Genomic DNA, 25,497 nt, shown 5'->3' with positions numbered 1-25,497 from the left:
CTATCCTTCTGAATTAAGAATATGGGCTTCTTTAGCCCATGCAACGGTTAAAGCAAGCCCCTCATCAAAAGATATTTCCGGCTTGAATCCGGCAGCCGTAATACGGCTGACGTCAGCACAGGAATGTTTTATATCCCCGGCTCGTTCCGGCTTGAAACTAATCTCTTTAGGGCCAGAGGTAAGATCCGCAATGATGGACGCCAGTTCACGGATGGAACGCCCTTTGCCCGTACCCACATTGTAAATACCGGTCAATGGTCCTCGGCCCTCACGGTCCAGTCCGGCAGCTATCAGGTAGGAAGTCACCACATCTGAAACATATAAAAAATCACGACTTTGATTTCCATCACCGAAAATGACCATTTTTTCACCGGAAAGACCGAAATCAACAAAACGGGAAATAACTCCGCTGTACTGGCTGGTCGGGTCCTGCCGCGGACCGAAAATATTAAAGAAACGCAACGAGCATCCGTAGCCGGACTTTTCAATGTATGCTGATGACTTATATTTAGCCACCCCATAAGGGCTGAGTTGCTCAGCTGATCCAGCATATTCTTCCTTAACCGGAAGACGTTCTTCGTTGCCGTATTCCGCAGCTGACCCGGCAAAGACAAAGCTCGAAAAGCCCATCTCCCTAGCGGCATCGAGCATGTCCCTGTTGGCCTCAAAATTTACCTGAATGGTCAGCTCAGGGTTGTCCACAGAATAAGGCACGCTGACCACCGCCGCCAATTGGAAGACCACATCCAGTTCTTCATGTCTAGCCTTCAATTCGGCGAGTAACCCTTTATCAGTTATGGACCGTTCATAGAATGTAAAGTCGGCATGTCCAATGAAAGATTCCATATTGCGAGAATAGCCGCTGGCACAGTTATCAACCCCCACAACGGCATGCCCCAGATCAAGCAGACTGCTGGTCAGATGACTTCCGATAAACCCGGCGCAACCGGTCACAAGACATACTTTCTGCATTTATCTTTACTCCATATTTTAAAATATAGGCTGGCTTGAAAAGGTTATGTACTCCAGATTACGCACACACTTGGAGACAAGGTAATAGGCAAACATCAACGAGATAAAGCAGGAGTAGCAATAGCCATAGCCGTAAAAGGTAAATCCCAGTTGCATGCTCAGCCAGCTAAGACCGCAGTTGCTCAGCAGAAAAACAAGCGTAACTGCCAGCACGTCTTTACGCCGGTCAAAATAGGAAAGGATGATAACGGCAACGGAAAGCATTACCTGCATAAACGCTCCAACAAGAGCGATCTGCAGCAACGGCTGCTGCAATGGCGCCAAACCTACAAGATCCACAAATTCAGGAGCCAGAAAAATACAAATCATGGTCAATGATCCCTGCACGATGAGAATTTCCCGTAAACACTCATTGAGCATGGAGACCATTAGTTTCTTTTCCTGCAGTATGCTGGATAGACTTTGCTTGGAAATAATTTTCGCGAAATAATCATGATAATGCTCATAAAATTTGGTTTCAATCTTAACCAGAAAAAGCGCGAGAGTCGGTACAATGGTCAGATAGGCAAAGAAAATCGGTCCCTCGTAAATATCATTGGTACGGAGAAACGGGACTACTTCCCTTGAATCCGGCGCAAACCAGAACATTATCTTATCAATCCAGATGGCGAGGTTGAAAAACACGCCGATCAAGGCCAATTCCCAATATTTCCCGAAATAAGAAAACATCTTTGAGTCCCAGACTCTACCGGCCGGAAACTCTGCCAGTAAACGGGCCAGCAGCCAAAAAAATATCACCGCCTGTCCGAGAGTATACCCCAGCAGGTACCCCTCAAGCCCGGCGAACGGATAAAGCAGAAAAGCTCCGCCCACACTGCACGATGTGCCTAGGGCAAAGGCCTGCACTATTGACCGGAAATCCTTAATCGCTGAAAGAAAAATCATCGTCAGCCAGATCATGGCCACAATCAGGAAAAGCACAATCGAGATAATTTTGTAAATCAGCGTCAGCTCAAAAAACATTATACCGGCAGTCCCTAAAAGCCCACCGGCCACCAGAACAATTACCGACCCCGTAAAAAAAGCAGTCAGGGTAATCTTCTCATCGCCCATATAAAAACGGTCAGCCAGATAGCGGGTAACCACCAGCTGAATGTAGCCCACATAAATGAGGGTAAAGGCGTAAACATACACAATGGTAGACCGGAAAATATCCTGATCCTGCTCGGAAAAACCGGAATAAGAATATACCCCCAGAACAGCGAGACAAAGCACACTCATAAGCCACGGACCGGAAGAAACCATGGCCGCGTAGAGGTAGGCGGACACATCGGACAGGAAGCTATCCCCGCGCAGCATTTTTCTTAATTCAAAACCGATTCCAGCCATATTTTACTCCAGATCATCCATTGCCATATAGTCTTTATATATATTTAAATACGTTTCATTGAGGTCGGACTCTTTATAATATGTCTTCACCCGTTCTATCCCGGCTCTGGACATGCGCTGACGCAGGATTGGACTGGTCAGAATTTTCAGGATAGCCTCTCCGGTGCTGACCGGATCGGCAACCTTGGTAACAATCCCTGACGGCCCGAGAGCCTGATCAGCCACGCTACGCCCTTCCAAAAGTTCCCGGCAGGAACCTACATCGGAAGCTACCGCTGGAACTCCCGCGCAATTGGCCTCCATTATTACCAATGGCTGGGCCTCGCTGATACTGGTTAGAACAATCAGATCAAGCGTGGGCAGATAGTCGGTAACCTTCACCTTGCCGGTGAATTCCACAACCTTTTCAAGGTGCAGCAACCGAACAAGATTAACGCATTCTTCATAATATTCTTTATCCTCCTCAGTTGGCCCCATGATGTAAACATTAAGTTTTTCGATTTTGCCGGCTACTATTTTAATAGCCCGCAAAAAAGTTTTTACATCCTTGATAGGTACCACCCGGCCTACGAAGCCGATAGCGAATTCAGTCTGGCCTTGATAATCATGATTCGCGGGCTTAAGGCCCAGAAAATTATCCAGACTGATCCCGTTGGGAATAATCCTTATTTTATCCGGATCGGCCCCCTCTTGAATCTCAAGCTGTCTGTTCCCCTCGTAAAGTGTATAAATAGCGGATGAATAGTCGTAACAAAGCCGACCTAGCTGCTCGAACATCCTGATCCAGAATGTCTGGAATGCTCCTAGCTTACTCTCGATGCGCATTCGTTCATCTTCCCGGCGGTAAACCCATTCTGCCTGCGAAATTTCAATTTTACGTTCTTTGACGTAAATACCATGCTCAGTAAGCAACAGTGGTCTTCCGGTCATAACCCGTGCGATAACCCCGAGAAGTCCTGCATATCCAGTTGATATTGTATGATAAACTCTAGCCTCGGGCAATTCCAGAGAGAGCATTTTAAAAATCGGGAGATGGGTAAACCTGAAAGTCCAGAAATAATCGATAAAGGATTCCTTACTTGATTCCGGGCCGTACCTATCCACCAATAAATCCCACGATTTCTTGCCGTGAAAAAGTTCGGAGAGGGGGAATTTATCATGCCTGAACAATTCGACCATATCTTTCATCATGCTGATATCATTGCGATCCAAGGAGGAATGAAAATGCCTGAGCTTTTCCATATTCTTGCGGGAAATTTTCTTGAATGGATTACGCGGTATATCAACCTTATCATGCAGATAGATAATTTTAGGATCGACAAAATTATCCGGCACATCGTAACGATATTCGGCCTTCTCTTTAGAGGAAGCCAGAATACACACTGCGGTAAAAGTCAGCTCCGGCATTCCCTTGATCAGGTTATGAATCCAGGTAGAAACACCCCCGGAGACAAAGGGGTAAGTCCCCTCCAGAAGCAGGCAGACATCATATTTTTTATGCGAACTCACTGCCCACCTCGTCAAAGTTTTCTGGTGCCTGCTCTTCATCAGCGGAAGTATTTTCAAGCCAGAAAGTATAAATCAATTTTCTGAAAGGATCATGAGCTTCCAATTTCGGACGGGCCCGCAATTTCTCAACTTCTTCAAAAAGAGCAATGAAATTGCCCATCTCAAAAAACACCATGCATATCCCCAGTCGTGATTCAAGCTCAAGCTCGGGGTCATTCAAAGTCTCTCGGTAGATGTGCAACGCTTCGGCAAACGATTTACTTTCCGCGTATGACTCTGCAAGGCGCAGGAGGTATTCTTTATTTTCCTGATCCCGTTCAACTGCCTTACGCCAGTGTTCACAAGCAAGAGCCATGGAACTCTCCTGCATATTAACTTCCGGCAAACCGCTTCTGGCATAATTCCTATAGGTAGAGGCCAGCTCGGCATGTGCCTGAGCACTGTCATACCTCTCCGCCCTGAAACGGGCCTTATCCACTGCGTCGGCGTAGTCTTCTTCGAGACGGGTGAGTGCGGTGTGGGCGTAAAAACGGACCTCGGCATTTTCATCGGAAAGGCTTTTTCGCAATAAATTAACAGCCTCGGCGGAACCGATACGGCGCAGCAGATTAACCGCCCCGCGCTTCATCTCCATATCATCACCGGACAAAATGTCGGCAATGGGATGCACATCAATTTCATCGTAAAGGAATTCGGTTATATCCGTGGGTAAATCCACTTCCATATCCTTTCCTTCATAGGCTTTTTCTTTATATTCCTCCGCAAGCCCACGACTGCGCATAAGCACCCTTGCCGCAAGGAGAGTTCCGGAAATACCGATCAGCCCGATCACGGGCATGAAAAGCGTAAACAGAGCCGCAAGGCGGGGATAATAAAAAGCTATACCCGGCAGAGCTCTAGGCTTGGGAGTGGTAAATATCAGAAAGGACAGGCTGGAAATCAAATGAGCTGCAATAGCGGCATAAATATACCAGAAGACGCCCCCCCGGTTCAGGAAGAACCAGAGCGCTGTCCCCTCGAACAGATAGGAAGCGGCAAAAGCCCCCAGCAGGAGCACCCGCGCCCTTCTGATTACTTTATTCCGCAAAAAGAACACTTACCAGATCCTCTTTAACCCTATCGACCAATTCAGTGGCTTCCTCCATCTCCAGGGAATATCCGGCCACCCCGGCCCGGAGTTCGACAAGATTCTGATCAGTCTCAAAAGCCATTACACTGAGCGCCCGGAAAGAACTCAGCAGATTATTAACCACAACCCGCGCACCGGCAGCGGGAGTAGTCGGAAGTATCATGTAAAAAGCTCCCGGTTCGTCACTCATAAAAAGGATATCTATTTCACGTATCTGATTCTTGAGAATCATACTGAAAGCCATCAGCACTTCATCACGCCCTTCGTCCGAAGCATTGGAAAGACCGGGAAATTCGAGCATAATCAGGGAAAGATCCAATTCGTAACGCCGTGCCCGTACAAATTCTTCACGCAACCTGCGCAAGAAATAATCATAAGTGTACGCATCGGTTATTTCATCGGCGATAAGTTTATCCTTAGTCTCGGCAAAAACAGTGGCGTTCTCAACACTACTGCCGCACCAGTCCGCAACCAGACCGGCCACCCGCACGGAATCGCTGGTGAATTTCAAAAAAGGCATTTTCTCAACGTTAAGCATACCTATCACGTGAGAATGGTTATCTGCTAAGATAGGTGCGGAAATAACAATACCGCTGGGCATACTCTCGGTACTTGCTATATCGCGAATGGATACAGCTTTTTTCTTCTCTGCGGCGATGCTCATCAGACTTTCCCCAAGAGGAACCGTATCGGCAACAAAACTTTTGCTGTGCCGCAAAGCCGTATCAATTTTAAACTCAGTGCCGTCAAATAAATAGATCGAGCAATCCTCAACATCCATAAATTCACGAAGAATCTCCAACACCGCAGGATAAATGCTGTCTATGCTTAAAGTACGCAATCCCTGCGCCGCTTCATAGAGAGTTCCCAGTGTGCTCTCCTGAGAAATAATTTTACTGTCCAGTTCCTGCTTAGCTTCACTGAGTATATCGTACTTGGTTTTTACTTTATCGAAAGCATCGTGATAGGTATCCCTCTCTTCACAGACAGCATCGTATTCACGGATATGCAATTGACGCATCTCGCCAAGCACGACACCGACCAGCAAAAAAAGAATAGGCTTGGCCCAGATGGCAAGTGTCCTAAAATCAGCCACCTCAACATCAGGGATGGATAAGCTTTTGAAAATAACATAAATCATCCCGGACACAAGCCCGGCAAAGAAACCACCCGAAAACCCGTACCGGGTAGAGGTAAGTAGAATAACAATCCAGTAAGGATGCGGGGAGAGCGAGACAAAGCCCGGATCATGCCGGTAAAATAGAAAATTTATCGCGGTTATAGCGATGAGGCCGAGCAGGACTTCATAATATTTTGAAAGCTTGAATTTTTTTGATGGTGAAATAATTTTAAACATATACACCGGCCCGCCTAGTTTCAATCACATTAGAAAACATACCCGATCCCCCCGCTTACGAACTGGGTTTCCCCACCTCCGGCAAGGCCAGAATCACTGCTATACTCATAATCGAAATTCAATTTAAAGCGTCCCAGATTAAAGGCCAGCGAAGGCCCGCCGAAGTAACTGGGGCTATTCTTGAACTCATCCATCCTGATCCCGCCGGAGGCCTGAAAAACGATGTTTTCGGAAATGGACTTGCTGAAACTGGTGCTGAAAGTATGAATGCTCTCATTCTCCACCACTTCAAACGGCTTATAATTATCATCGTCATACTTGAAAAAGGAGCGGTAAAAAGAATAAGACACGTACAAATCAGGATCAGCTAGAAGCCTGCGGGTCAAAATTATGTTATATATCCCTTTAGCTCCATAATTGCGGTCTGATTCAAGCTGGTACTCCCGCAATTGACCGTTCAAATAAAGTCCCCACGTATCATCATAAAATCCGTCATAAGTAAGGGAAATCTGGCTGTATCTGCCCTCATAGTTGGCGGCTGAAGGTTCATCCAGCCATGGATTATCGTAATCTATCATGGCGGAAAAGCTACCGGAATCATGAATACGCCAATCAAAGCCAAGCGCAGCTGAAATACCGTCGGAAGTTCCTTCGTGAGCTCCGATGCCGACAATCCCGGTAAAGACTCGATTAAAATCTTTCTTCAATAAAATTTCAGCCTGATTCACATCCTTGTTGATCTTCTCAATTCCATCCTGCTGAGGACGGTAGATGCGGGTATTGGCGTAGTAGAATTCCCCTCTGATCAAGTCAGTAAGCTGCATGGAAAAACGACTGCCGAAAGTGGTGGTTATGGATTCATCAGATTGCAGGGATACGCTGGAGATCTGCTCCAGTTTCGGCCTGCGATCCATAAGTATTTCGGAGAGTGCCTGCCGGGCTTCGTAATTATCCGGTTCGGCGTCAATTAGTTCGGAAAAACTTTCAACGGCTCCCAGCCAATCTCCGCCCTGCTGAGCGCTGTACGCTTTGCTGGAAATCGTATCAATATCGCCGGGCCGCAACCGCAAGAGATAATCAATAGTTTTCACCCGCGTGGGGTAATCATCTGATAATAAACGCAGCCGGGCCACCAGTCGCAAAGCGGCCGGGGACCGGGGATCACGACGTAGCCATTCCTGAATCATGGAGGTTGATTTCGCAAGCTCACCATTATCGATAAGTGCGCCTATATATTCCTCGCGCAGGTCGGCATCACCTGGGGTACTACGCAGCATCTTTTCATAAAGACGCAAACCGTCTTCCACATATCCTCTACGGATCATTATCCGGGCAAGGATCAGGTTCTGTTGTCTTTCATCCGCAGCCAGCAACACATCGCGCTGATCAAGCTCATAAAACAGGGACTCCGGTGCGCCGATCAGCTTCTTCTTTAGTGCCGGGGAATTGCCGGAAGCGTTAGATGCCCCTGTTTCGGCGCTCTTTCTCACGGGAAGCGGGCTTCTGAGAGACTCAAGGGTACGCTCTTCAAGCAGGGCAACGGACATGGACCGGATCAGATAATCAAGTCCGGTTTTCTTCTTGAAAAGACGCCCGGCTGCACGGGCCTGACTCCGGGTAGGATAATCACCGAGCTGTATCACCCGCCAGCCCTGACCCTGTCCATCATAAAGGTAAACCATGGCAGGATTGTAGCCTTCGCCCTTTAAGTAGGACATAAAATCCCAGGCTGAGTCAGCCTGTTTGAAAGAGCTGATCCGGACAGTCCAGATACGTTCACTCTTTTCCGCAACGGATACAGCTGCGCCATCCTCCGCCAAAAGCGGAGTTGCGCATATGACCGGCAGTAAAACCGTCACGAAAAGTAAAAGTACTGCTACTGCTTTTTTCAAATCCTTACCTTTCAACTTCCTTTATCCACTTTTTTCCGCCCTTCACGACGGAGAATACGCTCTGCACGTTTGAACTCACGGATTGCGGCGCTTTCACGACCCATGATCCTGTATATTTCACCCAGTTGAAAACGTGTATCCGCATCATTAGGTACCAGACTCAAATATTTACGAAACTGGGAGACAGACCTTTTATACTGCTCCCGCTCACTTAAAATTATTCCCAATCCTTTAAGAGCTGTGCGGTTTTTAGGATTAACCCTCAAAGCCGCTTCAAAAAGAGCATACGCATCGGTTTTTAAATTATTGAACAACGCCTCCGCGCCCAGACGAGCCAGAAACACTTCGTCGTCATTATACTCTTTTTTCAACCTTTTATAAACATCTGAGGCCTCGCTTTCGCGTCCGGCCATGTGTAAAGCCGAAGCCAGCAGAAATCCTTCAAACCGGGGCAGTTTATTCAAGCGGGCATACGGCTCCAGAATTCCCAGCGCCGCATCGGGTTCCCGGGCGTCAAGATAGGCCCGTGCCAGCTCTACCCGTTCGGTTTCCGGCAATTTACCGGCAGCCAGCAATTTCTTATAGACCCTGATCTGGTCCGCAGGCTTCCCGGCAAAACCGTAAACCCTTGCCAGATCGAGCATCAACTCATAATCACGAGGCTCAATGTCCAAGGCCCGCTCGTAATAGATTACAGAATCCGCGTAATTACCGGCATCGGCCCATGATTTGGCAGCCCGTTTGGCAAAAGTGAAATCGCGTGGAGATTCATCAGAAATTTCAGCGTATAACTTTGCAGCCACAGCCGGACGTTCTGTCCACTCTGCCAGCCTTGCCAGATCATCTCTGATTTCAGCGCGCTTGTATCCCCGCGAATAAAGTTCATTATAGATACGGTAGGCTTCTTCACTCAATCCGGCCTTATCCGCAAAGACCGCCCACTTATACAGCATGCCCAGATTCTTTGCGCCCTGCCCCGCAAAACGGGCAAGCAGCAGTTCGGCTTTTTTCTTTTCCCCGGCGGCAGACCAAACAGCAGCGGCCAGCAGTCCCACCTGTTCATCATTTGGCCGCAACCGGATAGCCGTCTCTGCAGCGTCCCGGAATAAAGCCTTATCGCCGGTATAGGAAGCTATCTGGATAAGATTCATTACGTATTCGCGATTGCCGCCGGTCATAATCGCGGCCTTTTTATAGTATGGATAGCCGTCTTTAGGTGAATTAAGCCAGAGCATGATTTCCCCGGCCTGTTTGATGACTTTTACATCCTTGGGAGCAATCTTCTCAGCGTACTTAGCCGCCTGCACCGCCAGCTTCAAATCCTGAGTCTCGGACGCAGCCAGCAGCATATCGATAATATCCTGCTGAGTCTGCTCCAGCAGCAGCACTTTCCGGTAAGCACGGTAAGCCTTATAAGGCCTTCCAACGTTGAGCCACGCGGATCCGGCAGTACGCAACAGGTCGAGATCGTCAGGATAAACCTTCAGGGCCAGATCAACCGTCTCAGCAACAAGCCGGTTATCGGCAGTGGATGCCGCCGCATCGATTAGACTCTGATAATCAGCCAGTGTCGCGCTCGGAGAGTCCACCACCCTGCGTAAAGCATCATAAGCTTCGCGGGGACGCTCAAGGGTCAGCAATAACTCAGCGCGGGTTCGCAGATATTCCGGTTCGGAAAAATCAACCTTCCCGGTTTCTTCCACTACTTCAGACATAAGCCTGATATCACCGCTGAAAAGGGCTGCACGCAACATATCGTGCGCGTATATCAACCAGTTTCCAACTCTCTGTGCAAGACGGCGGAACAAGTCCACAGCTTTTTGAAAATTACCTGTTTCAATATAAACGTCAGCTAAAGCCTTCTGATGTTCCGTATTGTCCGGCTCCACTTCAACCAGCTTTTCCAGCACATCCTCTGCGACATCAAACCTTCCGGCAGAACGGGCCATCCATGCGGTTTCAGTCAGCAGCTCGATATTTTCGGGACTGATTTTGAGTAACTTTTCCGCTATTTCCAATCCTCGGTTATAGTTACCTGCCCACCCTAAAACCTTGACCATCTGAACCCTGCTTTCAATGTCAGCCCCTGTTTTTTGGTCCATGCGCTCGGCATACAGGTAGCCTTCATCCATGCGGTCCACAGCTATAAAATATTCAAGCACATAGGTGACATACTGCAAATAGTCGACCTTGCCCCCTGTCTCAGCCTTGAAGTCGGTTTCAGCCTTAAACTGTTCCCCCACAATAAAAACACGCTGAATCAGGAAATTAAGATACGGATCATCTTTGTTTTGATCATATTCAGCGCTAAGCCGATCTATCTCTTTATTTAGAACCTGCAGAAAATCACTATTGAAAGGCTTCCTGCCTTGCAACTTATTGAGCCTGATAACTGCATCGACTTCCTGCGGTAACATATTAAAATAGCGGTAATACATAACCATGCGTTGCAAAGGCTCAAGTTCTTCAGGTTCAACTTGTGCCAATTTTTCCCATTCATGCAGAGCCTTGTGCGGCATTACAGTCCATTCATACACCTGCGCCAGTTTTTTGCGCTCCGGTATGCGGTGGGGCTTCTGCTTTAGGATCTCCTCAAGGTTGGAAATAGCTTTGTCAGGCATTCCCCGCTGTAGATAAACCTCGACTCCTACCTTTAAAAGGCCAAGATCATAAGGATCTTCAGCGAGTAGGTCGTTCAAAAGATCCGCAGCCTTGGAAACTTCACCGCTCCGCAGGTACAGGTGGACAAGATCCCTCGGAAAGGGATATATAAGCACGGTCGTCCCGGTTATGAAGAGTACGAAAGCAAGTACCCGCCAGAGCTTTATGTTCAAATCAAATCAATCTCCATCGGTCCGGAAAGGACATCCTTCACGCTGAGCACCCCGCCCTTGCTACTGTTAAATTCAAGAGCCGGACCGTCTCCGCGAATAAGTTTATATTTCCGGTCCGGGATAAGACCACCGAGATCGAAACGCCCCTTACTGAAACAATCAAAATCAAAACGCACCCCGGTTGATGTTGGTTCAAAATTACGTACCCATCCGGACCCGTTCTTCAAATAAACTATTTTATTATTAGCATTTTTATCCGCTGTGAGCACCAATTCCGCCTTAGAAGTTCCGGGCCGTAGATTAACGAAAATACCTTCCGGCTGGATGTCATACCCAAGAATATTTTTGCATTTCGCCAGATCTGGGACCATCTTCATTCCGTCCAGCCGCACGGAAAGGCAATCATTGTAATCGCGGAAGACAAAATGGCCGGGGCTGATTTTATCTATCTTTGCAGAAAGATAGCCGTTAACCATTTTGATATAAGAGGAAGCGAATACCCGTGCGGTATCCTGACTGAGCGCCCATTCATAAACATCTTCAAGAGCCTTGAGCGATGCGAATTTTTCGCCGCTGTAAAAATGATAGTAGATATCGATGGGCATGATACGCCGCGGAGAACCGGTTCGTTTCATGGTATCCACAATATTTCTAAATCCGAAATAAGGACCGTTCCAAAGATTGGTAAGAATATTTTCGTTAGCCTGTCCGGTATAGATCTGATGACGGGAGCCTAACGGCTTGTATAGTGGAGACACCCCGAAATAAGAATTGCGCCGGGCATCAAATACCGTATCCCCGCCGTTCATATTCAGGATTCCGGCCTTGTCAGCAATGGCAACCTGACTTTCAGTCGGCTCGCACATTCCGGACCAAAGCAGGATTTTGCAAGGTTTCTGAGCCGGGGCAAGATTCTCGGTGATATAATCACAGGACCCCACAATTTCGTACCGCGCATCAAATTTGTAACCCGGAACCTCATACTGCCCAATGACAAAGTCATCCTTATATTCTTTGGATTCGCGAAGTTCGGCGCTCCATGCGAAAGGATGCGTATAGGAATGGGAAGCCGTTTCGACATTCTTCATTTCATACATGGTCCGGGCCATCTCTACATTATCTTTACTGCCCTTCACCGCCGGATTGATCTCGCCGGCGATAACTGAAGCCGAATTAGGAAAATCGTAGCGTTCAAAGATACGCTCCATGATTATTTCTGCGCAGACCTTATGCTTATCAATTTCGGTATATCCGGCAAAACCATCCCCGTCGATATGGGCAAAAGCCACCCGCTTACCGTTAAGTGTTGTTGGAGTAAATGCGGGCATCCCTTTCAGATCCAGACAGACACGCAAAAAATCAAATGGATTCAAATACCAGCGTTTCAGATAATCGACCGGGTCCTGCCAGCGCATATATCCATCGAAAGCAAAGCCGCCTCGCGGCCCCACTCCAACTACAGAGGCTGAGGTTTCGGATTTGCCCTTGAATCCTACATTAGCCCACGATTCAACATCCTTACGGTTAGGCACAATCTGCATATATTTCTGCGGAAACAAAGGGAGCTTGCGCTCAAAATTCATTTTTTCAGGATCAACATGGTCATACCTCAAACGGGAATTATCGTTGACAGCGTTTCCCTGATAAGAAAATCCAAGGTTGGAAAAGACCTTCTTAATCAATACCGGATCGGAATTGACCGAGTCATAATCGCTTAAAGCTCCCGGCGTACCGGCTATAATCAGCTGTTTTCCATTCTCCTGCTGCCTGATCAGCCATTTCAAATATTCATCAGGATTATTCATCATATTTTCGGCGAATGTGGTAAAAACAGCTCCGTATTCAGCCATCTTTTTATCCGAAGGCAGCGGACGCTGTGAGACATCACGGACTTCATACAAAAAGCCCAGATAATTCAGGGGGGAGGCAAATCCTTCAACAAAACTGTTATTTACAACCGTTCTACTTTCTGCGCCATTATATAGGACCAGCACCTTGCGCTTGACCTCAGCGGCATGAGCCAACGACAGACTGAGAACAACAAACAAGGCAGCAAGAACAAATTTACTTATCAGACGCATGGATAAACACCTCATTTAATGCGGGAGTGCTGACGTAAGGAATGAATCCCATGCTGCGGGAATATTCGTAAGCCTTTTTAATCTCCTGCTCATCGTCAGCCGGGACATAATCAAGGGTCAGGATCTGCAGTTTCGGGTTGGCCTTTAGCGCAGATTCAACTTTAGCAATGAGGAAATCGCGATCATTTTTCGATACATCCGTGCGGGTTAATGTGGCAATGTCCATGGAACTGCTCAGCCCCTCGATCAGCAGATAATCGAGATAAGGGGCTGTCCGCCGGACAATCTCAAAACCACGATTCTGGCAGAGCAACAGTTTGGGAAAATTTTCCCTGATTGTACGGACCAGATCCACGCAGGAACGTTCGGTACCCTTGTATTTATCAGGGTCCCGACGCTGCATATCGATAGGTGAATCAAGAGTATCAAAAAAGAGGCCGTCATACCCTGCGGAAAGGGCATCGGGAATTATCCGGGCGAAAAGAAGTTCACGCCACTTTGGACTACGCACATCAACAACCCATGAATTCCAGTTTTCATTATGACGAACCAGCAAACCGAGCTTTTTAGCTTCATCATAATAAGGGCCGTTTTCCTCCACCTCTCCGAGGCTTACATAAGCCAGAACCTTAGCCCCGTTCGCACGCAGCAAAGCCGGGTCCTGCCCACCGGGAGCAGAAACCAGCAGATCAAAACCGGATAGCTGGGCAGTCCGGTCCTCGCTACCGTAATAGCAAGCCCAAGAAGAAACAGCATTACTTCCGCCAAAAGCAAAAGTTCTGCCGAACAGGGAGAAAGAGATCACGATCAGGATTATTGTGCAGAAACGGTGGACATAGCTGCAACCATTTCCGCTAGAGTTTCCTGCGCAACGCTGTTCAAGGATTCCGTACATCCGAAAAAGCACCCCCCGCTCTTGGAAGAAGATGAAGCCCAGATAACATTGCCGGAGGAGACATCAATCATACGCAGATTTATACCCACGGTGGGACTCTGATTCACTCCCCGCTTGTATTGGTACTCGGTCACAGAACCGTAGATAACGGTATCCACGCCAAGCTTATTTCCCAATTTCTGGGCCACGACATCTTCCATGACGAACTCCAGATCATCCTCATCGCCTTTGATGCGCTTAAGCATTTCAGTCGTTTCCATGAGGTCGAATCCGGTAGAGGCATAAAGTTCGGTAGTCAGCAGATCACCGACCATACGTCCCGCATTTGGGGTGTTGGTCAGATTCACCAGCGGCAATACAGCTGCGTGCCGCGCGTCACTGGCGATCCCGTTCGATTGAACATAATCTTTCATGTAGGTACCGGAACATCCGGAAAGAAAGAGAAAAAAAGCCAAAACAGCTATAAAATTCCTATTCACACGACCCTCCTTATTTACTCCTGAAAAACTATCAGCTTTTAATAAAATTAATTCAGTAGACTTCCCATAAAAAGCATAGAAAAAAAATTTAAATCATTTTTCAACAACTATAATCATATTTCATACTTATGCAAAGTTTTGTTTATGCTTTTGAATTATTTTTATTCTTGTGATTTAATAAAGCATGAAACTTTAGTTTTGAACAAGTCCGTGCTATTTATTCGAATATAAAAATTCTAACACCAAAAAAACATGAAGATACGATACCTAACTATTATGACTTGTCTTTTGCTTGTCAGCGCGTGCGTTTCCACAACACCAAAACATCCGCTATCCACGTCGGCCAAACAAACAAAAACCAAAGTCGGTATCGTCCCGCCCCACAAAAAAATTTCAAGCTGGGCCTATCAACTGCAAAATCCCAAGGTCGCTGCTTTAGCTGAATCTCCATATGATTTACTGGTCGTTGACTATTCGAAGGACGGGTCGGACGAGAAAAGATTATCGCCGAAAGACATTTCCATTCTACATAAATTTAAAAAGACAGTGCTCTGCTACTTTTCCATTGGCGAAGCTGAAGAGTACCGTTTCTACTGGCAGAACGACTGGAAAAAGAATCAACCCGGCTTTCTGGGACCGGAAAATAAGGACTGGACCGGAAACTATAAAGTAAAATACTGGCGCGAAGATTGGTGGGAAAAAGGTTTACGCCCCTACCTAGACCGTATTCTGGAAGCTGGATTCGATGGAGTCTATCTGGACATCGTAGACGGTTACTGGTTCTGGCATGAACAGGGTATGGAAGTGCGGGACACTGCAGATGAAATGGTAAAATTAATCAAAAGAATCGCAGACTACACCCGCAAGAAAGCAGGTAAAAATTTCATCATCTGTCCCCAGAACGGTATAGGAATTTTCAAAGACTGCTCCCCGGAATACAAGGAAGTTTATTTCAAAACTATCGATATGGTCGGCCTTGAAAGCCTGCTTTTCAATTACCACAGCGAAGAAGACAAAAACTACCGTCTGCAATTGGCAAAACAACTTGCTGAAGCAGGTAAGACAATCCTTGACGTTGAATACATAGAAAAATCCCAATACGCCGACTATCTTAAGCAGGTAAAAGCGCTTGATTTCAAATTAATCCCCTACGGCTCGACACAGGATGCGGCGCTGGATTCAATCACGGATTTCTGGAAATTCAGAAAGTAAATTTTATTATTCCACCGGCATGCAGAGCATTCAGTGCGATGGCGATACCCGCGAGCATAACCAGCCCGGCACTAAGTACCGGCAGATTCTCAATCCATCGGCGTGAACCGGAAAACCTTTCGGTAAGTTTCGATGCCCGCACCGTCAGTATACCGATAAGAATCAACACCGCGGCAAGACCAAAGCTGAAGGAAAAAATCAGCAGCAGCCCGAAAACAATACGCCCGAACGCAACTGATGCCAGCAACACTACCAATGCTGTGGGACAGGGAACCATACCTCCGGCAACGCCGAGGCTGAGCATGGACCACCATGAAACAGGGTCGGAATCGTCTTCACCGTCATGATTATGAGAATGCGAATGTGAATGATTGTGAGTATGCCCGTGGTGATGAACAGCCCTGCGGGCCAGCATCATGTACCCAACGGCAAAGACCAGTGCTCCAGAAAATGCCCCCAGCCACGGATACAAATCTCCGGGCAGAAAATAACGGGAAAGCAGCAGAGCCACGATGCCGAGAACTATTACGCTGGCAACGTGAGTAACCGTTACTATTGTCCCCAGCGTAAAAGCGTCACGAATGCGGCCATTTCGCCCGATAAGGTAAGCAGCCACCATTGCCTTGCCGTGGCCGGGACTCAGCGCATGCCCCATACCGAGAAAAAAAGCTAATCCAAGTGCGAATAGAATGGTCCCCGGCCCTAGATTTTCCTGTGCGAGATAATCCTTTAGAGTCGCCTGACTTGCATTCTCGCGCGGGGTAGGCCTAATGCCGTTATTTCCGCCTGCATCCGGGACGGGAAAGGAAGCAGCTGCCCCATCAATCTTCCTGGTGAAAAACTGATAATTCAGCTCTCGTGAATCTGGAGAAGTTCTGACCACACTGAACTGAGGATCTGCCTGCACTTTCCATTTGAGCCATTTAAGCTCCCCGGTCTGAAAATTATTATCGGATAATTTAAGGTAATGCTTTCCGAAATCTTCTTTGGGCAGCGGAACGGTGTATACAAGGTTTGACCGCAATCCGTTGTTATAGCCTCCGGGCGAAGGAGAAACCGAGGCATAATAAAGCTCTGGAACAACCTTTTTATTATCCAGAAATATTTCCAGATTTGGTGCCAGAAGTTTATGTATGTCCTGCGAAAGACTGCGCTCTTCTGCGCCTGAAACTTTACCGTCATGATCTGCATCAGGGATTAGCGTGGCAGTAATTGAGGGACCTATCGAGGTATCATAAACTATGAGCAGACGTGTGCCTTCGTTCATAACCGTGCTTTCCTGCACAACCTCACCCAACGGATGGGCCTGTACGGAAACGCTCCCAAGACAGCAGACGAATAAGACAAACAAATTAAACAGCTTTTTCACTTCTGATATTACCCTCAGATAATTTTGTTTTTCCAGCGAACAGATTGTCATAGATAGGTGTTGACAGCAACTCCCCCTCACAGCTATACGTCATTAAAAATGACCAGCGGTCACTTTATGACTACAGGTCACAACCACACTTAATTAGAATCTAAATGGCAAGAAAACAACAAGAAAAATCTCTTCAGACCAAAAGAGAGCTCATGGAAACAGCCAACGAACTTTTCGGTAAAAAAGGGTTCGTTGAGACTACTGTGGCCGAAATAACGAAGCATGCCGGCTACGCTAAAGGAAGCTTTTACCGCCACTGGGTCAGCAAAGACAAACTTTTTCTGGAAATCGTGGAGGAAAAGCTGACCGAATATCGCAATTCCCGCGATGACCGGCTGGATAAAGCCGAGTCTCTTGAAGAAGTTATGAACATCATCTGGGATTTTCTGGAGAATATTGTCCGAGACCGGAACTGGGCCAAAGTTTTTCTTGAATTCACCATCTACGCTTCCCGGATACCGGAGTTGCGTGAAGACCTGAGCCTGAGTCAGTACAGACTTTCCGAAGATGTTTTCGCCGATCTGGTCCGTAATTTTGTCGAAACCGACTATCCGCCGGAAAAGATAGGGGCTTTCAATACCGTATTATTTGAAGGTTACATGGTACGAAATTCGATAGAGACCGGTTTCATGATTAGAGATAACGGTCAAAAAGGCCTTATCGACTTTGAAGACATCCGCAAGGCGGCTGTCACCCTTGCAATACAGAATGGGCTGAAAAAAGCTGAATAGACAGCTGATTTATATAAACCAACCGGAGGGAAAATGAAGAAGATCTTAATTACAGTAGCGGCCGTAGCCATGTGCATATGCGCACTGCCCCTTAGCGCAGGCGCGAAATCCATCAACCTTACATATTCCAATTTTTTCCCTCCTACCCACATCCAGTCCAAACTGGCTCAGCAATGGGGCGAAGAAGTAGGCAAACGCACTGAAGGCCGTGTAACAATCACCTACTTTCCCGGCGGCACACTCACCAAAGCAAAGCAGTGCTATGATGGCGTAGTTGAAGGTCTTTCCGATATAGGCATGTCCGCTCTTGCGTATTCCCGCGGACGTTTCCCGGTAATGGCAGCCGTTGACCTGCCCCTTGGTTATAAGTCCGGTGTTGCTGCGACCGAATTAGCCAATGCGGTGTACAATAAATTCCAGCCCAAAGAACTGCGTGATGTAAAGGTTCTGTTTTTCCACGCACACGGTCCCGGACTGCTTTTCACTGCCAAGAAGCCAGTAAGAACCCTTGAAGATATCAAGGGTATGAAACTTCGCGGCACCGGAAACTCCGCCCAGTTGCTCAAAGCCCTCGGAGCCGCACCGGTAGCTATGTCCATGCCGGATACTTATCAGGCCATCCGCAAAGGCGTTGTGGACGGCGGTGTCTATCCTATGGAAACCAACAAAGGTTGGAAAATGGGTGAAGTTGTTGATTACTGTACCCTCGATTATCCGGTCGGCTATACCACAACTTTTTTCGCAGTAATGAATAAAGACAAGTGGAACGCCATTTCCAAGCAGGATCAAAATATCATTATGGAAATCAGCAAAGAGTTTGCAGCCAAGCACGGCCAGGCATGGGATGACAGCGACAAAGAAGGGCGCAAGTTCCTGACTGAAAAAGGCGGCAAGTACATTGAACTGAGCGAAGCCGAAGGACAGCGCTGGAAAGACAAAGCCGCTCCCATGATGCAGAATTACATTGAAAAAGTTTCCAAGAAAAAAATAGACGGTAAAGCAGTCCTCGACTTTACCGTAGGCACTTTGAACAAAATACAATAAATAGAAGAACCGGCGGTCGGCAGAGGGATTTTTTTAAACTATTTCCCTCTGCCGGCTATCTGAAGCATAAATTTCGGAGAAAATTTTGGGTAATCAGATTTCTGGCTTCGTTGAAAAATTTGAGGCTCTACTAAAAAATGCAGCTGCCGTATGTCTGATCGGCATGGCCATTTTGACCGGGGCGGATATTATTTCACGCGGCATACTCGGCGCACCAATTTTCGGGGTGGAAGATATTGTTGCTGTTTTAGCTGTGCTGACTACGGGGCTATCCCTTAGTTACGCCGAATCACAGAAAGCCAACATCGGCGTAGAATTTCTGTACAGTAAGATGTCACTCCGCACTCGGCGCGTAGTTAAAATCATAACAACATCCGCCAGCGCTTTGCTTTTCGGGCTGGTCACTTGGAGACTATACTTATACGGCTGCTCCATGCACGAAGCGGGCGAAGTCTCCATGACTCTTGAACTGCCTACGGATAAAATAATTTTCGCACTCGCTTTCGGTTTCGGTTGCTTCACTCTCACCCTGCTGAAAGAACTCATACAGATCTTTACGGGAGAAGAATAAATGGAACCGACTACTCTTGGGATTATCGGCATCTTTGTGATGCTGGCCCTTCTGATGACCCGCATGCCCGTTGCATACGTTATGACCCTGGTGGGCTTTGGCGGATTCTCAATGCTTATCTCTATGAAAGGCGGCATGAATCTGCTTTCACGCAATTTTTACGACACATTTTCATCTTACAGCCTGTCTACCATTCCACTGTTCATCCTCATGGGTCAGCTCGCTTTTAACAGCGGAATCAGTCGCCGGCTGTACAGCACGGCCTACCATTTCATGGGCCACATTCAAGGCGGGCTGGCAATGGCAACCGTAGCAGCCTGCACCGCATTCGGTTCGGTCTGCGGTTCCAGTCCTGCCACCGCCGCTACTATGGCAACAGTAGGTATCCCGGAAATGAGACGATACGGGTACTCGAATTCCCTTGCCGCCGGCTCAGTAGCTTCCGGAGGAGGACTGGGCATGATCATGCCACCCAGCATCGTACTTATCGTGTATGGAATCCTGACCGAGCAATCCATCGGTGAACTGTTCATGGCCGGTATTCTTCCCTCAGTAGTGCTGACGGTGTTGTTCATAATCGCAATCGCCATAGTCTGCCACAGAGATCCCAGCCTCGGCCCAAAGGGCGAAAAATTTTCCATGGGCGCAAAGCTGAAATCTCTCCTGGGACTTATCGATACCATTGCAGTATTCGCACTTGTTATCGGCGGAATGTTTTTTGGTTTTTTCACTCCCAACGAATCCGCAGCAGTCGGTGTACTGGGCATCCTTGTACTTGGGGTGATCAAGCGCCAATTGAGCTGGCAGGCATTTGTAAATTCACTTTACGAAACATTGCGGACTTCAGTTATGGTGCTGTTTCTCGTGGCCGGAGCACTTATTTTCGGTAAATTTCTTGCCGTCACCCGTATTCCGTTCAATGTAGCAGCGTGGACAGCTTCATTCGACCTTCATCCGCTGATTATTGTTTCCATGATTCTGGTTGTGTACTTCATCGGCGGATGCATAATGGACGCTTTGGCTCTGATTATGCTGACCATCCCTGTATTCTACCCGGTCATCACCACGCTGGGATTCGATCCCATATGGTTCGGAGTTATCATCGTTCTGGTAACCCAGATAGGAGTTATCACCCCTCCGGTAGGCATCAACGTCTACGTGGTTTACGGTATGGCCCGTAAGTTCGCACCGGAGATAACGCTGGAAGAGATCTTTAAAGGCACCATGCCCTTTCTGCTGGCTATTCTGGTCGGGATCGTTCTTTTTGCAATATTCCCCCAGATTATTCTGTATCTGCCGCAGGCTATGTACTAGCCCCAAAAATCACTTTATCGAAGCCATAAAAACAAATTAAGCCGCAGCCCCTAATGGCGCTGCGGCTTTTTTAGTATAAAAAAAGAATAAAATCAGATTAAAAAAACAGCCGCATACCTCCCACTAAAATAATCATGAACAGAATGGTCATTCCCGTTCCTGCACGCAGATAATCCACAGCTTTCAGCCCTGCGGGCCTCATAATTAAAGCATTCACCTGATGGGTAGGGAGAATAAAAGTATTGGAGGCTGCCAGCGCAACTGTCATGGCCGCGACTCTGGGATCAGCACCGCACGATAAAGCAAGGTTCATTGATAATGGCACCAACAGAACAGTCGCCCCCACATTGGAAGTAAAAAGAGTAAAAAAAGAAGTCAATAAACCAATGCAGACCAGTAACACCGTAGGCGATGGCACCCCGACAGCATTCATCAGCATATCAGCTATCATCTTAGCTGCTCCGGTATTTTCAAAGGCCAGCCCAAGCGGGATCAATCCAGCCAGTAAAAACACGGTCATCCAATCTACAGAACGGTAAGCTTCATCAAGGCTCAACACGCGGCCTAGAATCATAGCCATTGCTCCGAAAAGAAGCGAAATGGAAAGCTGGATATCGAGCACCAGAATCATGAACATGGTCACAGCAAGACAGCCAAGAGCCCAAAAAGCTTTGTCTTCACGAACAGATTCTCCTTGAAGAGGCTCGGTGAAAACAAAGTCATTCTGATCCTTGAGCTGATGAAATGCACTCCACTTGCCATGCAGCAACAAGGCTGTTCCTTCATTAATAGTCAGTTCGGAAAGATCACTGATAATCATCTCATGTCCAACAAAAACCGCTAGCGGAACTACCCCGTATTTTTTTCGCAACTTCGCTTCCTGCACGGTCATCCCGACCAATTGCGAACGGGGAGAAACTATGCCTTCCATCATCCCGGAATTAGAAGGGGCAAGGTCATCGGCAAATACCGTGACTTCAGGAGAAATTTTCCATCCGAAATCAGCCGCGAGCCTGTTGATAAATATGGCCTCACCTATCACCGCGATTGTATCTCCCGGACAAAGGGTATCTTCGGGCCGGGGAGCTACATTTCTTTTGTGGGTGGTCGGGTTGTACGAAGCCAGAACAGAACAGGCGTAATCTGAACGAATCTGTAATTCTGAAAGACATTGCTCATGGAAGCCATGCTCCGGGATACTCATTTCATAAATTTCGCCGACCTCATGATAAGTTTTAGCTAGCAATGGCGAAAGCAATCCGCGTTTTTCTCCAACCTTACAGTGAGGTAGAATCCATTTCCCGAAAACAATAAAATAAATCAATGCGCTGATAACGAGCAGTATTCCGATAGGTGTCATACTGAACATACCGAAATGCTCATAGCTAACACCCCGAACGGTCAGTAAATCGTTTAAGAGGATAAGGGGACTTGATCCTACTAAGGTCAGTGTGCCTCCGATGATGGCACAAAACCCCATCGGAAGCAGAATGTGTGAGGCTGGAACGCCGGTTTGTGTCGAAATACGTCGGGCTGCGGGCATAAAAAGTGCGGCTGCTCCGATGTTCTGCATAAATCCGGAAATCACTGCAACCGTCGCGGCAACAATGGAAGTTATTTTTTTTTCGTCTTTTCCGGCAAATTTCAAAATCAACATGGCCAGCTTGTTCATCACGCCGGTTTTATCCAGTCCTGCCCCGAGAATAATTACCGCAATTATGGAAACTACAGCGTTACTGCTTAGTCCGCTAATCGCTTGCTGAGGGGTAACAAGTCCTAATAAAGGCAGGCAGACCATGACCATAATGCCGACCATATCAACTCGCACCCATTCAAAGACAAAAAAGAGTACGACCAGAAAAAGTACGGCAAGAACGAGTAAAATATCTGGAGTTATCGGCATGATAAATTGACGACTTCCTTTTTTAAATAAATGATATTCAGCGCAAACCTAACATACCATAAAAAAAGGTTAACTCAGTGGCAGCATAAATACTCCCTGATTTTTCAATTATTCAAGCCGCACAGCCATTTACGACTAAGCTGAACCACATTCAACTTTGCTGGCACCCTTCTCCTTAGCCTTAAGCAGCATTTCTTCAGCTCCAGAGATCATTTCCTCCAAAGTGGCACCGACTTGAGTATTGATCCCGATACAAACTGTAGCCTCTATTCTGTATTCACCAATCTCAATGGGAACCTGCGCTATGCTGGCTGCCAGCTCTTTAAAAACAGACTCAACATATTGGAGCTTCATATCAGCGCAAAGCACACAAAATGCATCTCCACCATAACGGCTGACCACATCACCCTTGCGAAAGCGATTTCCTAATGTTTCGCCGATATTCCGAATAATTTCATCTCCTACAAACTGTCCGTATGCTTCATTATAGGCCCGGAGATTATCAATATCCAACATTACCGCAACCAGTGCTGCTTCAGTACGCTTTTGCTGTCCAAAAAGTTTTTCGCCATACTTGAAGAATGCTCTGCGGGTATAAAGTCCTGTTAAAGAATCCTGATCTGAAATCAATTTTATTGTCTTGATGTAATCCACGGTATCAACCGTGTTGCTGAGCCGACAATAAAACTCTTCCGGTTCAAAAGGACTTTTTATAAAATCATTAGCACCACTCTTTAAAACTTCAGCTGTAGTTGACGCCTCGCTGTCACGTGAAAAACCGATGACGGGAAGTTCAGATTTAGTATATTTTTTACGGACTTCTTTTACAAATGAAGACCCACTCATATCCGGCAGATCGTAACCGGAAATGATAAGATGAATTTCATCTTCTTCAAGCTTTTCCTGCGCAGATTTTCCGCTATCAGCTTCAACCACCTGAAGATTATATACCCGCAGTAATTCCTTGAACAAAGTACGGGTCGCCTTAGAACTATCTGCTACAAGGACTTTAGAAGACAAATTCTTCCTGAGCCTGTCCACCAAACGGACAACATGATCAATATCGTCAAAATTAACTTTCTGCACATAATCAACAATGCGCTTGGACCACATAGAAGAACGCAATTGATCGCTGATCTCTCCTGTAAAAACTATTGAAGGGATATCATGAGAGACAACCAGATCAACAACTTCCCCATCAGGAGCGTCAGGCAGCACAATATCCAGAAGGGCTACAAAATACTCATCAGGATTATTCTTCAGACACTCTACCGTAGAAGCATAATCGCGACACAATTCAATCTCGACATTTAACTTTGCATGAATGCACCTTTTAAGGATGCCGGAAAAAGTAATACTATCTTCAACAATCAAAACTTTTTTCAGCTTCTCGGAAGTTTCCCCGTTAACGTTATTTTGCATACGCTCCCCCACAACATTTATATTAAAAGATTAAACATCTGATCCCAGTAATCAATAATTTACCTGTAGCCCGTCAAATAAGGAGAACTTACTCAATATGTGACCCCTACCACTTCTAAAAAAAAGATACTAACCGATCAGATTTATTATTAAAAAAATAAAAACATTATATACAGAATTATCTAATTATACAGGCGCTCTCAAAAAAGACAATTCTATTATGAAATTCATACTTTCATAAACATTCAAATGTTCAACCCCTCACTTTGCATGGCTAGTATCTTTTCCCTTTAATCATGAGACGCAAGAAAGCCCCCTTGAGTTAACAAGGGGGCTTTGAAAAAAAAGCTTGCGACGACCTACTTTCCCACTAGCTACCTAGCAGTATCATCGGCGATGGAGAGCTTAACTTCCGAGTTCGGAATGGGGTCGGGTGTGACCTCTCCTCAGTGGTCGCAAGCAAATTTGCTTGCTTCGATGAGCAAAATATATGGTTTTAATAGAGAAGAATTACCTTAACTTAGTTAAAGTTAAGGGAAGAGAAGAAAAATAAGTCGCACGATTTATTAGTACCGGTCAGCTGAATGTGTTGCCACACTTACACCTCCGGCCTATCAACCAGGTGGTCTACCTGGAATCTTTAGATGCTAAAGCATAGGGATAACTTATCTTGAGGCAGGCTTCCCGCTTAGATGCTTTCAGCGGTTATCCCTTCCGAACTTAGCTACCCTGCAATGCCACTGGCGTGACAACAGGAACACCATAGGTTCGTCCACCCCGGTCCTCTCGTACTAGGGACAGACCCTCTTCAATTATCCTACGCCCACGGTAGATAGGGACCAAACTGTCTCACGACGTTTTAAACCCAGCTCGCGTACCACTTTAATCGGCGAACAGCCGAACCCTTGGGACCTGCTTCAGCCCCAGGATGTGATGAGCCGACATCGAGGTGCCAAACCGCGCCGTCGATGTGAACTCTTGGGCGCGATCAGCCTGTTATCCCCGGCGTACCTTTTATCCTATGAGCGATGGCCCTTCCATGCGGGACCACCGGATCACTAAGACCAACTTTCGTTCCTGCTCGAGATGTCTCTCTTACAGTCAAGCTCCCTTATGCCTTTGCACTCAACGGCTGGTTTCCAATCAGCCTGAGGGAACCTTTGCAAGCCTCCGTTACTTTTTGGGAGGCGACCGCCCCAGTCAAACTACCCACCAGACACTGTCTCCAAGCCGGATAACGGCGTTGGATTAGAATTCAAAACTATCAAGGGTGGTATTTCAAGGTTGGCTCCACCGACACTAGCGTGCCGGCTTCAAAGCCTCCCACCTATCCTACACATGAT

At 47.0% G+C, this 25,497-nt stretch carries 18 protein-coding genes and 2 rRNA genes (1 of these 20 running past the window's edge); 5 read left to right on the top strand and 15 right to left on the bottom strand.

The genetic code is table 11. The features are described from left to right. The 10 genes from ACKU35_RS09590 to ACKU35_RS09545 are packed head-to-tail and all read right to left on the bottom strand — an operon-like array spanning window position 1 to window position 14,537. Window positions 1–972, bottom strand: a complete 972-nt coding sequence (locus ACKU35_RS09590) for an NAD-dependent epimerase/dehydratase family protein (protein WP_319759004.1) — start codon at window positions 970–972, stop codon at window positions 1–3. An 18-nt stretch (window positions 973–990) separates the two neighbouring features. Beyond that, window positions 991–2,361 (bottom strand): exopolysaccharide Pel transporter PelG, encoded by a 1,371-nt coding sequence (gene pelG / locus ACKU35_RS09585; RefSeq protein WP_319759003.1) that lies wholly within the window; start codon window positions 2,359–2,361, stop codon window positions 991–993. 3 nt (window positions 2,362–2,364) lie between these two features. Then, a complete protein-coding gene (gene pelF / locus ACKU35_RS09580) occupies window positions 2,365–3,870 on the bottom strand; it encodes a GT4 family glycosyltransferase PelF (RefSeq protein WP_319759002.1) in 1,506 nt (501 codons plus the stop codon). Next, on the bottom strand, window positions 3,857–4,966 hold the full coding sequence (locus ACKU35_RS09575) for a HEAT repeat domain-containing protein (protein WP_319759001.1): 1,110 nt from the start codon (window positions 4,964–4,966) through the stop codon (window positions 3,857–3,859). Before ACKU35_RS09575 ends, pelF begins: the two co-directional genes overlap by 14 nt. Further along, the gene (locus tag ACKU35_RS09570; RefSeq protein ID WP_319759000.1) at window positions 4,947–6,356 is read right to left on the bottom strand and encodes a GAF domain-containing protein; all 1,410 of its coding nucleotides are present in this window, start codon (window positions 6,354–6,356) and stop codon (window positions 4,947–4,949) included. The genes ACKU35_RS09575 and ACKU35_RS09570 overlap by 20 nt, the downstream gene beginning before the upstream one ends. A 29-nt stretch (window positions 6,357–6,385) precedes the next feature. Then, on the bottom strand, window positions 6,386–8,248 hold the full coding sequence (locus ACKU35_RS09565; protein WP_319758999.1) for a tetratricopeptide repeat protein: 1,863 nt from the start codon (window positions 8,246–8,248) through the stop codon (window positions 6,386–6,388). Window positions 8,249–8,259: 11 nt separating this feature from the next. Beyond that, the gene (locus ACKU35_RS09560; RefSeq protein WP_319758998.1) at window positions 8,260–11,082 is read right to left on the bottom strand and encodes a tetratricopeptide repeat protein; all 2,823 of its coding nucleotides are present in this window, start codon (window positions 11,080–11,082) and stop codon (window positions 8,260–8,262) included. Continuing rightward, on the bottom strand, window positions 11,079–13,163 hold the full coding sequence (locus ACKU35_RS09555) for a DUF2194 domain-containing protein (protein WP_319758997.1): 2,085 nt from the start codon (window positions 13,161–13,163) through the stop codon (window positions 11,079–11,081). Before ACKU35_RS09555 ends, ACKU35_RS09560 begins: the two co-directional genes overlap by 4 nt. Continuing rightward, window positions 13,147–14,058, bottom strand: a complete 912-nt coding sequence (locus ACKU35_RS09550) for an endo alpha-1,4 polygalactosaminidase (protein WP_319758996.1) — start codon at window positions 14,056–14,058, stop codon at window positions 13,147–13,149. Before ACKU35_RS09550 ends, ACKU35_RS09555 begins: the two co-directional genes overlap by 17 nt. Continuing rightward, complete coding sequence (locus ACKU35_RS09545; RefSeq protein WP_319758995.1) at window positions 13,977–14,537, bottom strand: GNA1162 family protein; 561 nt, start codon at window positions 14,535–14,537, stop codon at window positions 13,977–13,979. Before ACKU35_RS09545 ends, ACKU35_RS09550 begins: the two co-directional genes overlap by 82 nt. A gap of 276 nt (window positions 14,538–14,813) precedes the next feature. Between ACKU35_RS09545 and ACKU35_RS09540 the strand changes: the two genes are divergently transcribed. Beyond that, complete coding sequence (locus ACKU35_RS09540; protein WP_319758994.1) at window positions 14,814–15,749, top strand: MJ1477/TM1410 family putative glycoside hydrolase; 936 nt, start codon at window positions 14,814–14,816, stop codon at window positions 15,747–15,749. Here ACKU35_RS09540 and ACKU35_RS09535 read toward each other — a convergent pair. Further along, window positions 15,739–17,118 (bottom strand): sulfite exporter TauE/SafE family protein, encoded by a 1,380-nt coding sequence (locus ACKU35_RS09535; protein WP_319758993.1) that lies wholly within the window; start codon window positions 17,116–17,118, stop codon window positions 15,739–15,741. The genes ACKU35_RS09540 and ACKU35_RS09535 overlap by 11 nt on opposite strands. A 155-nt stretch (window positions 17,119–17,273) precedes the next feature. Between ACKU35_RS09535 and ACKU35_RS09530 the strand changes: the two genes are divergently transcribed. The 4 genes from ACKU35_RS09530 to ACKU35_RS09515 all read left to right on the top strand — a co-directional run bounded on the left by ACKU35_RS09530 (window position 17,274) and on the right by ACKU35_RS09515 (window position 20,829). Next, window positions 17,274–17,900, top strand: coding sequence for a TetR/AcrR family transcriptional regulator (locus ACKU35_RS09530; RefSeq protein ID WP_319758992.1), 627 nt, complete (start codon window positions 17,274–17,276; stop codon window positions 17,898–17,900). Window positions 17,901–17,933: 33 nt separating this feature from the next. Next, window positions 17,934–18,944 carry a TRAP transporter substrate-binding protein gene (locus ACKU35_RS09525; RefSeq protein WP_319758991.1) on the top strand — a complete coding sequence of 337 codons (1,011 nt, stop codon included), beginning with the start codon at window positions 17,934–17,936 and terminating at the stop codon, window positions 18,942–18,944. 85 nt (window positions 18,945–19,029) lie between these two features. Further along, window positions 19,030–19,515, top strand: coding sequence for a TRAP transporter small permease (locus ACKU35_RS09520; protein WP_319758990.1), 486 nt, complete (start codon window positions 19,030–19,032; stop codon window positions 19,513–19,515). After that, window positions 19,516–20,829 (top strand): TRAP transporter large permease, encoded by a 1,314-nt coding sequence (locus ACKU35_RS09515; RefSeq protein WP_319758989.1) that lies wholly within the window; start codon window positions 19,516–19,518, stop codon window positions 20,827–20,829. Window positions 20,830–20,926: 97 nt separating this feature from the next. Here the strand turns inward: ACKU35_RS09515 and ACKU35_RS09510 are convergent, their stop codons facing one another. The 4 genes from ACKU35_RS09510 to ACKU35_RS09495 form a co-directional block, all read right to left on the bottom strand. Continuing rightward, complete coding sequence (locus tag ACKU35_RS09510) at window positions 20,927–22,732, bottom strand: SLC13 family permease (RefSeq protein WP_319758988.1); 1,806 nt, start codon at window positions 22,730–22,732, stop codon at window positions 20,927–20,929. 135 nt (window positions 22,733–22,867) lie between these two features. Continuing rightward, window positions 22,868–24,154 (bottom strand): diguanylate cyclase, encoded by a 1,287-nt coding sequence (locus tag ACKU35_RS09505; RefSeq protein ID WP_319758987.1) that lies wholly within the window; start codon window positions 24,152–24,154, stop codon window positions 22,868–22,870. Window positions 24,155–24,500: 346 nt separating this feature from the next. Continuing rightward, a 5S ribosomal RNA gene (gene rrf, locus ACKU35_RS09500) occupies window positions 24,501–24,615 on the bottom strand. Between the two features lie 84 nt (window positions 24,616–24,699). Beyond that, window positions 24,700–25,497 (bottom strand): 23S ribosomal RNA (locus ACKU35_RS09495) (it continues 2,138 nt past the right edge of the window).

The sequence above is a fragment of the Maridesulfovibrio sp. genome (assembly GCF_963676065.1).
Classification (GTDB): domain Bacteria; phylum Desulfobacterota; class Desulfovibrionia; order Desulfovibrionales; family Desulfovibrionaceae; genus Maridesulfovibrio.
This window is presented reverse-complemented; position numbering and strand designations above follow the sequence as displayed.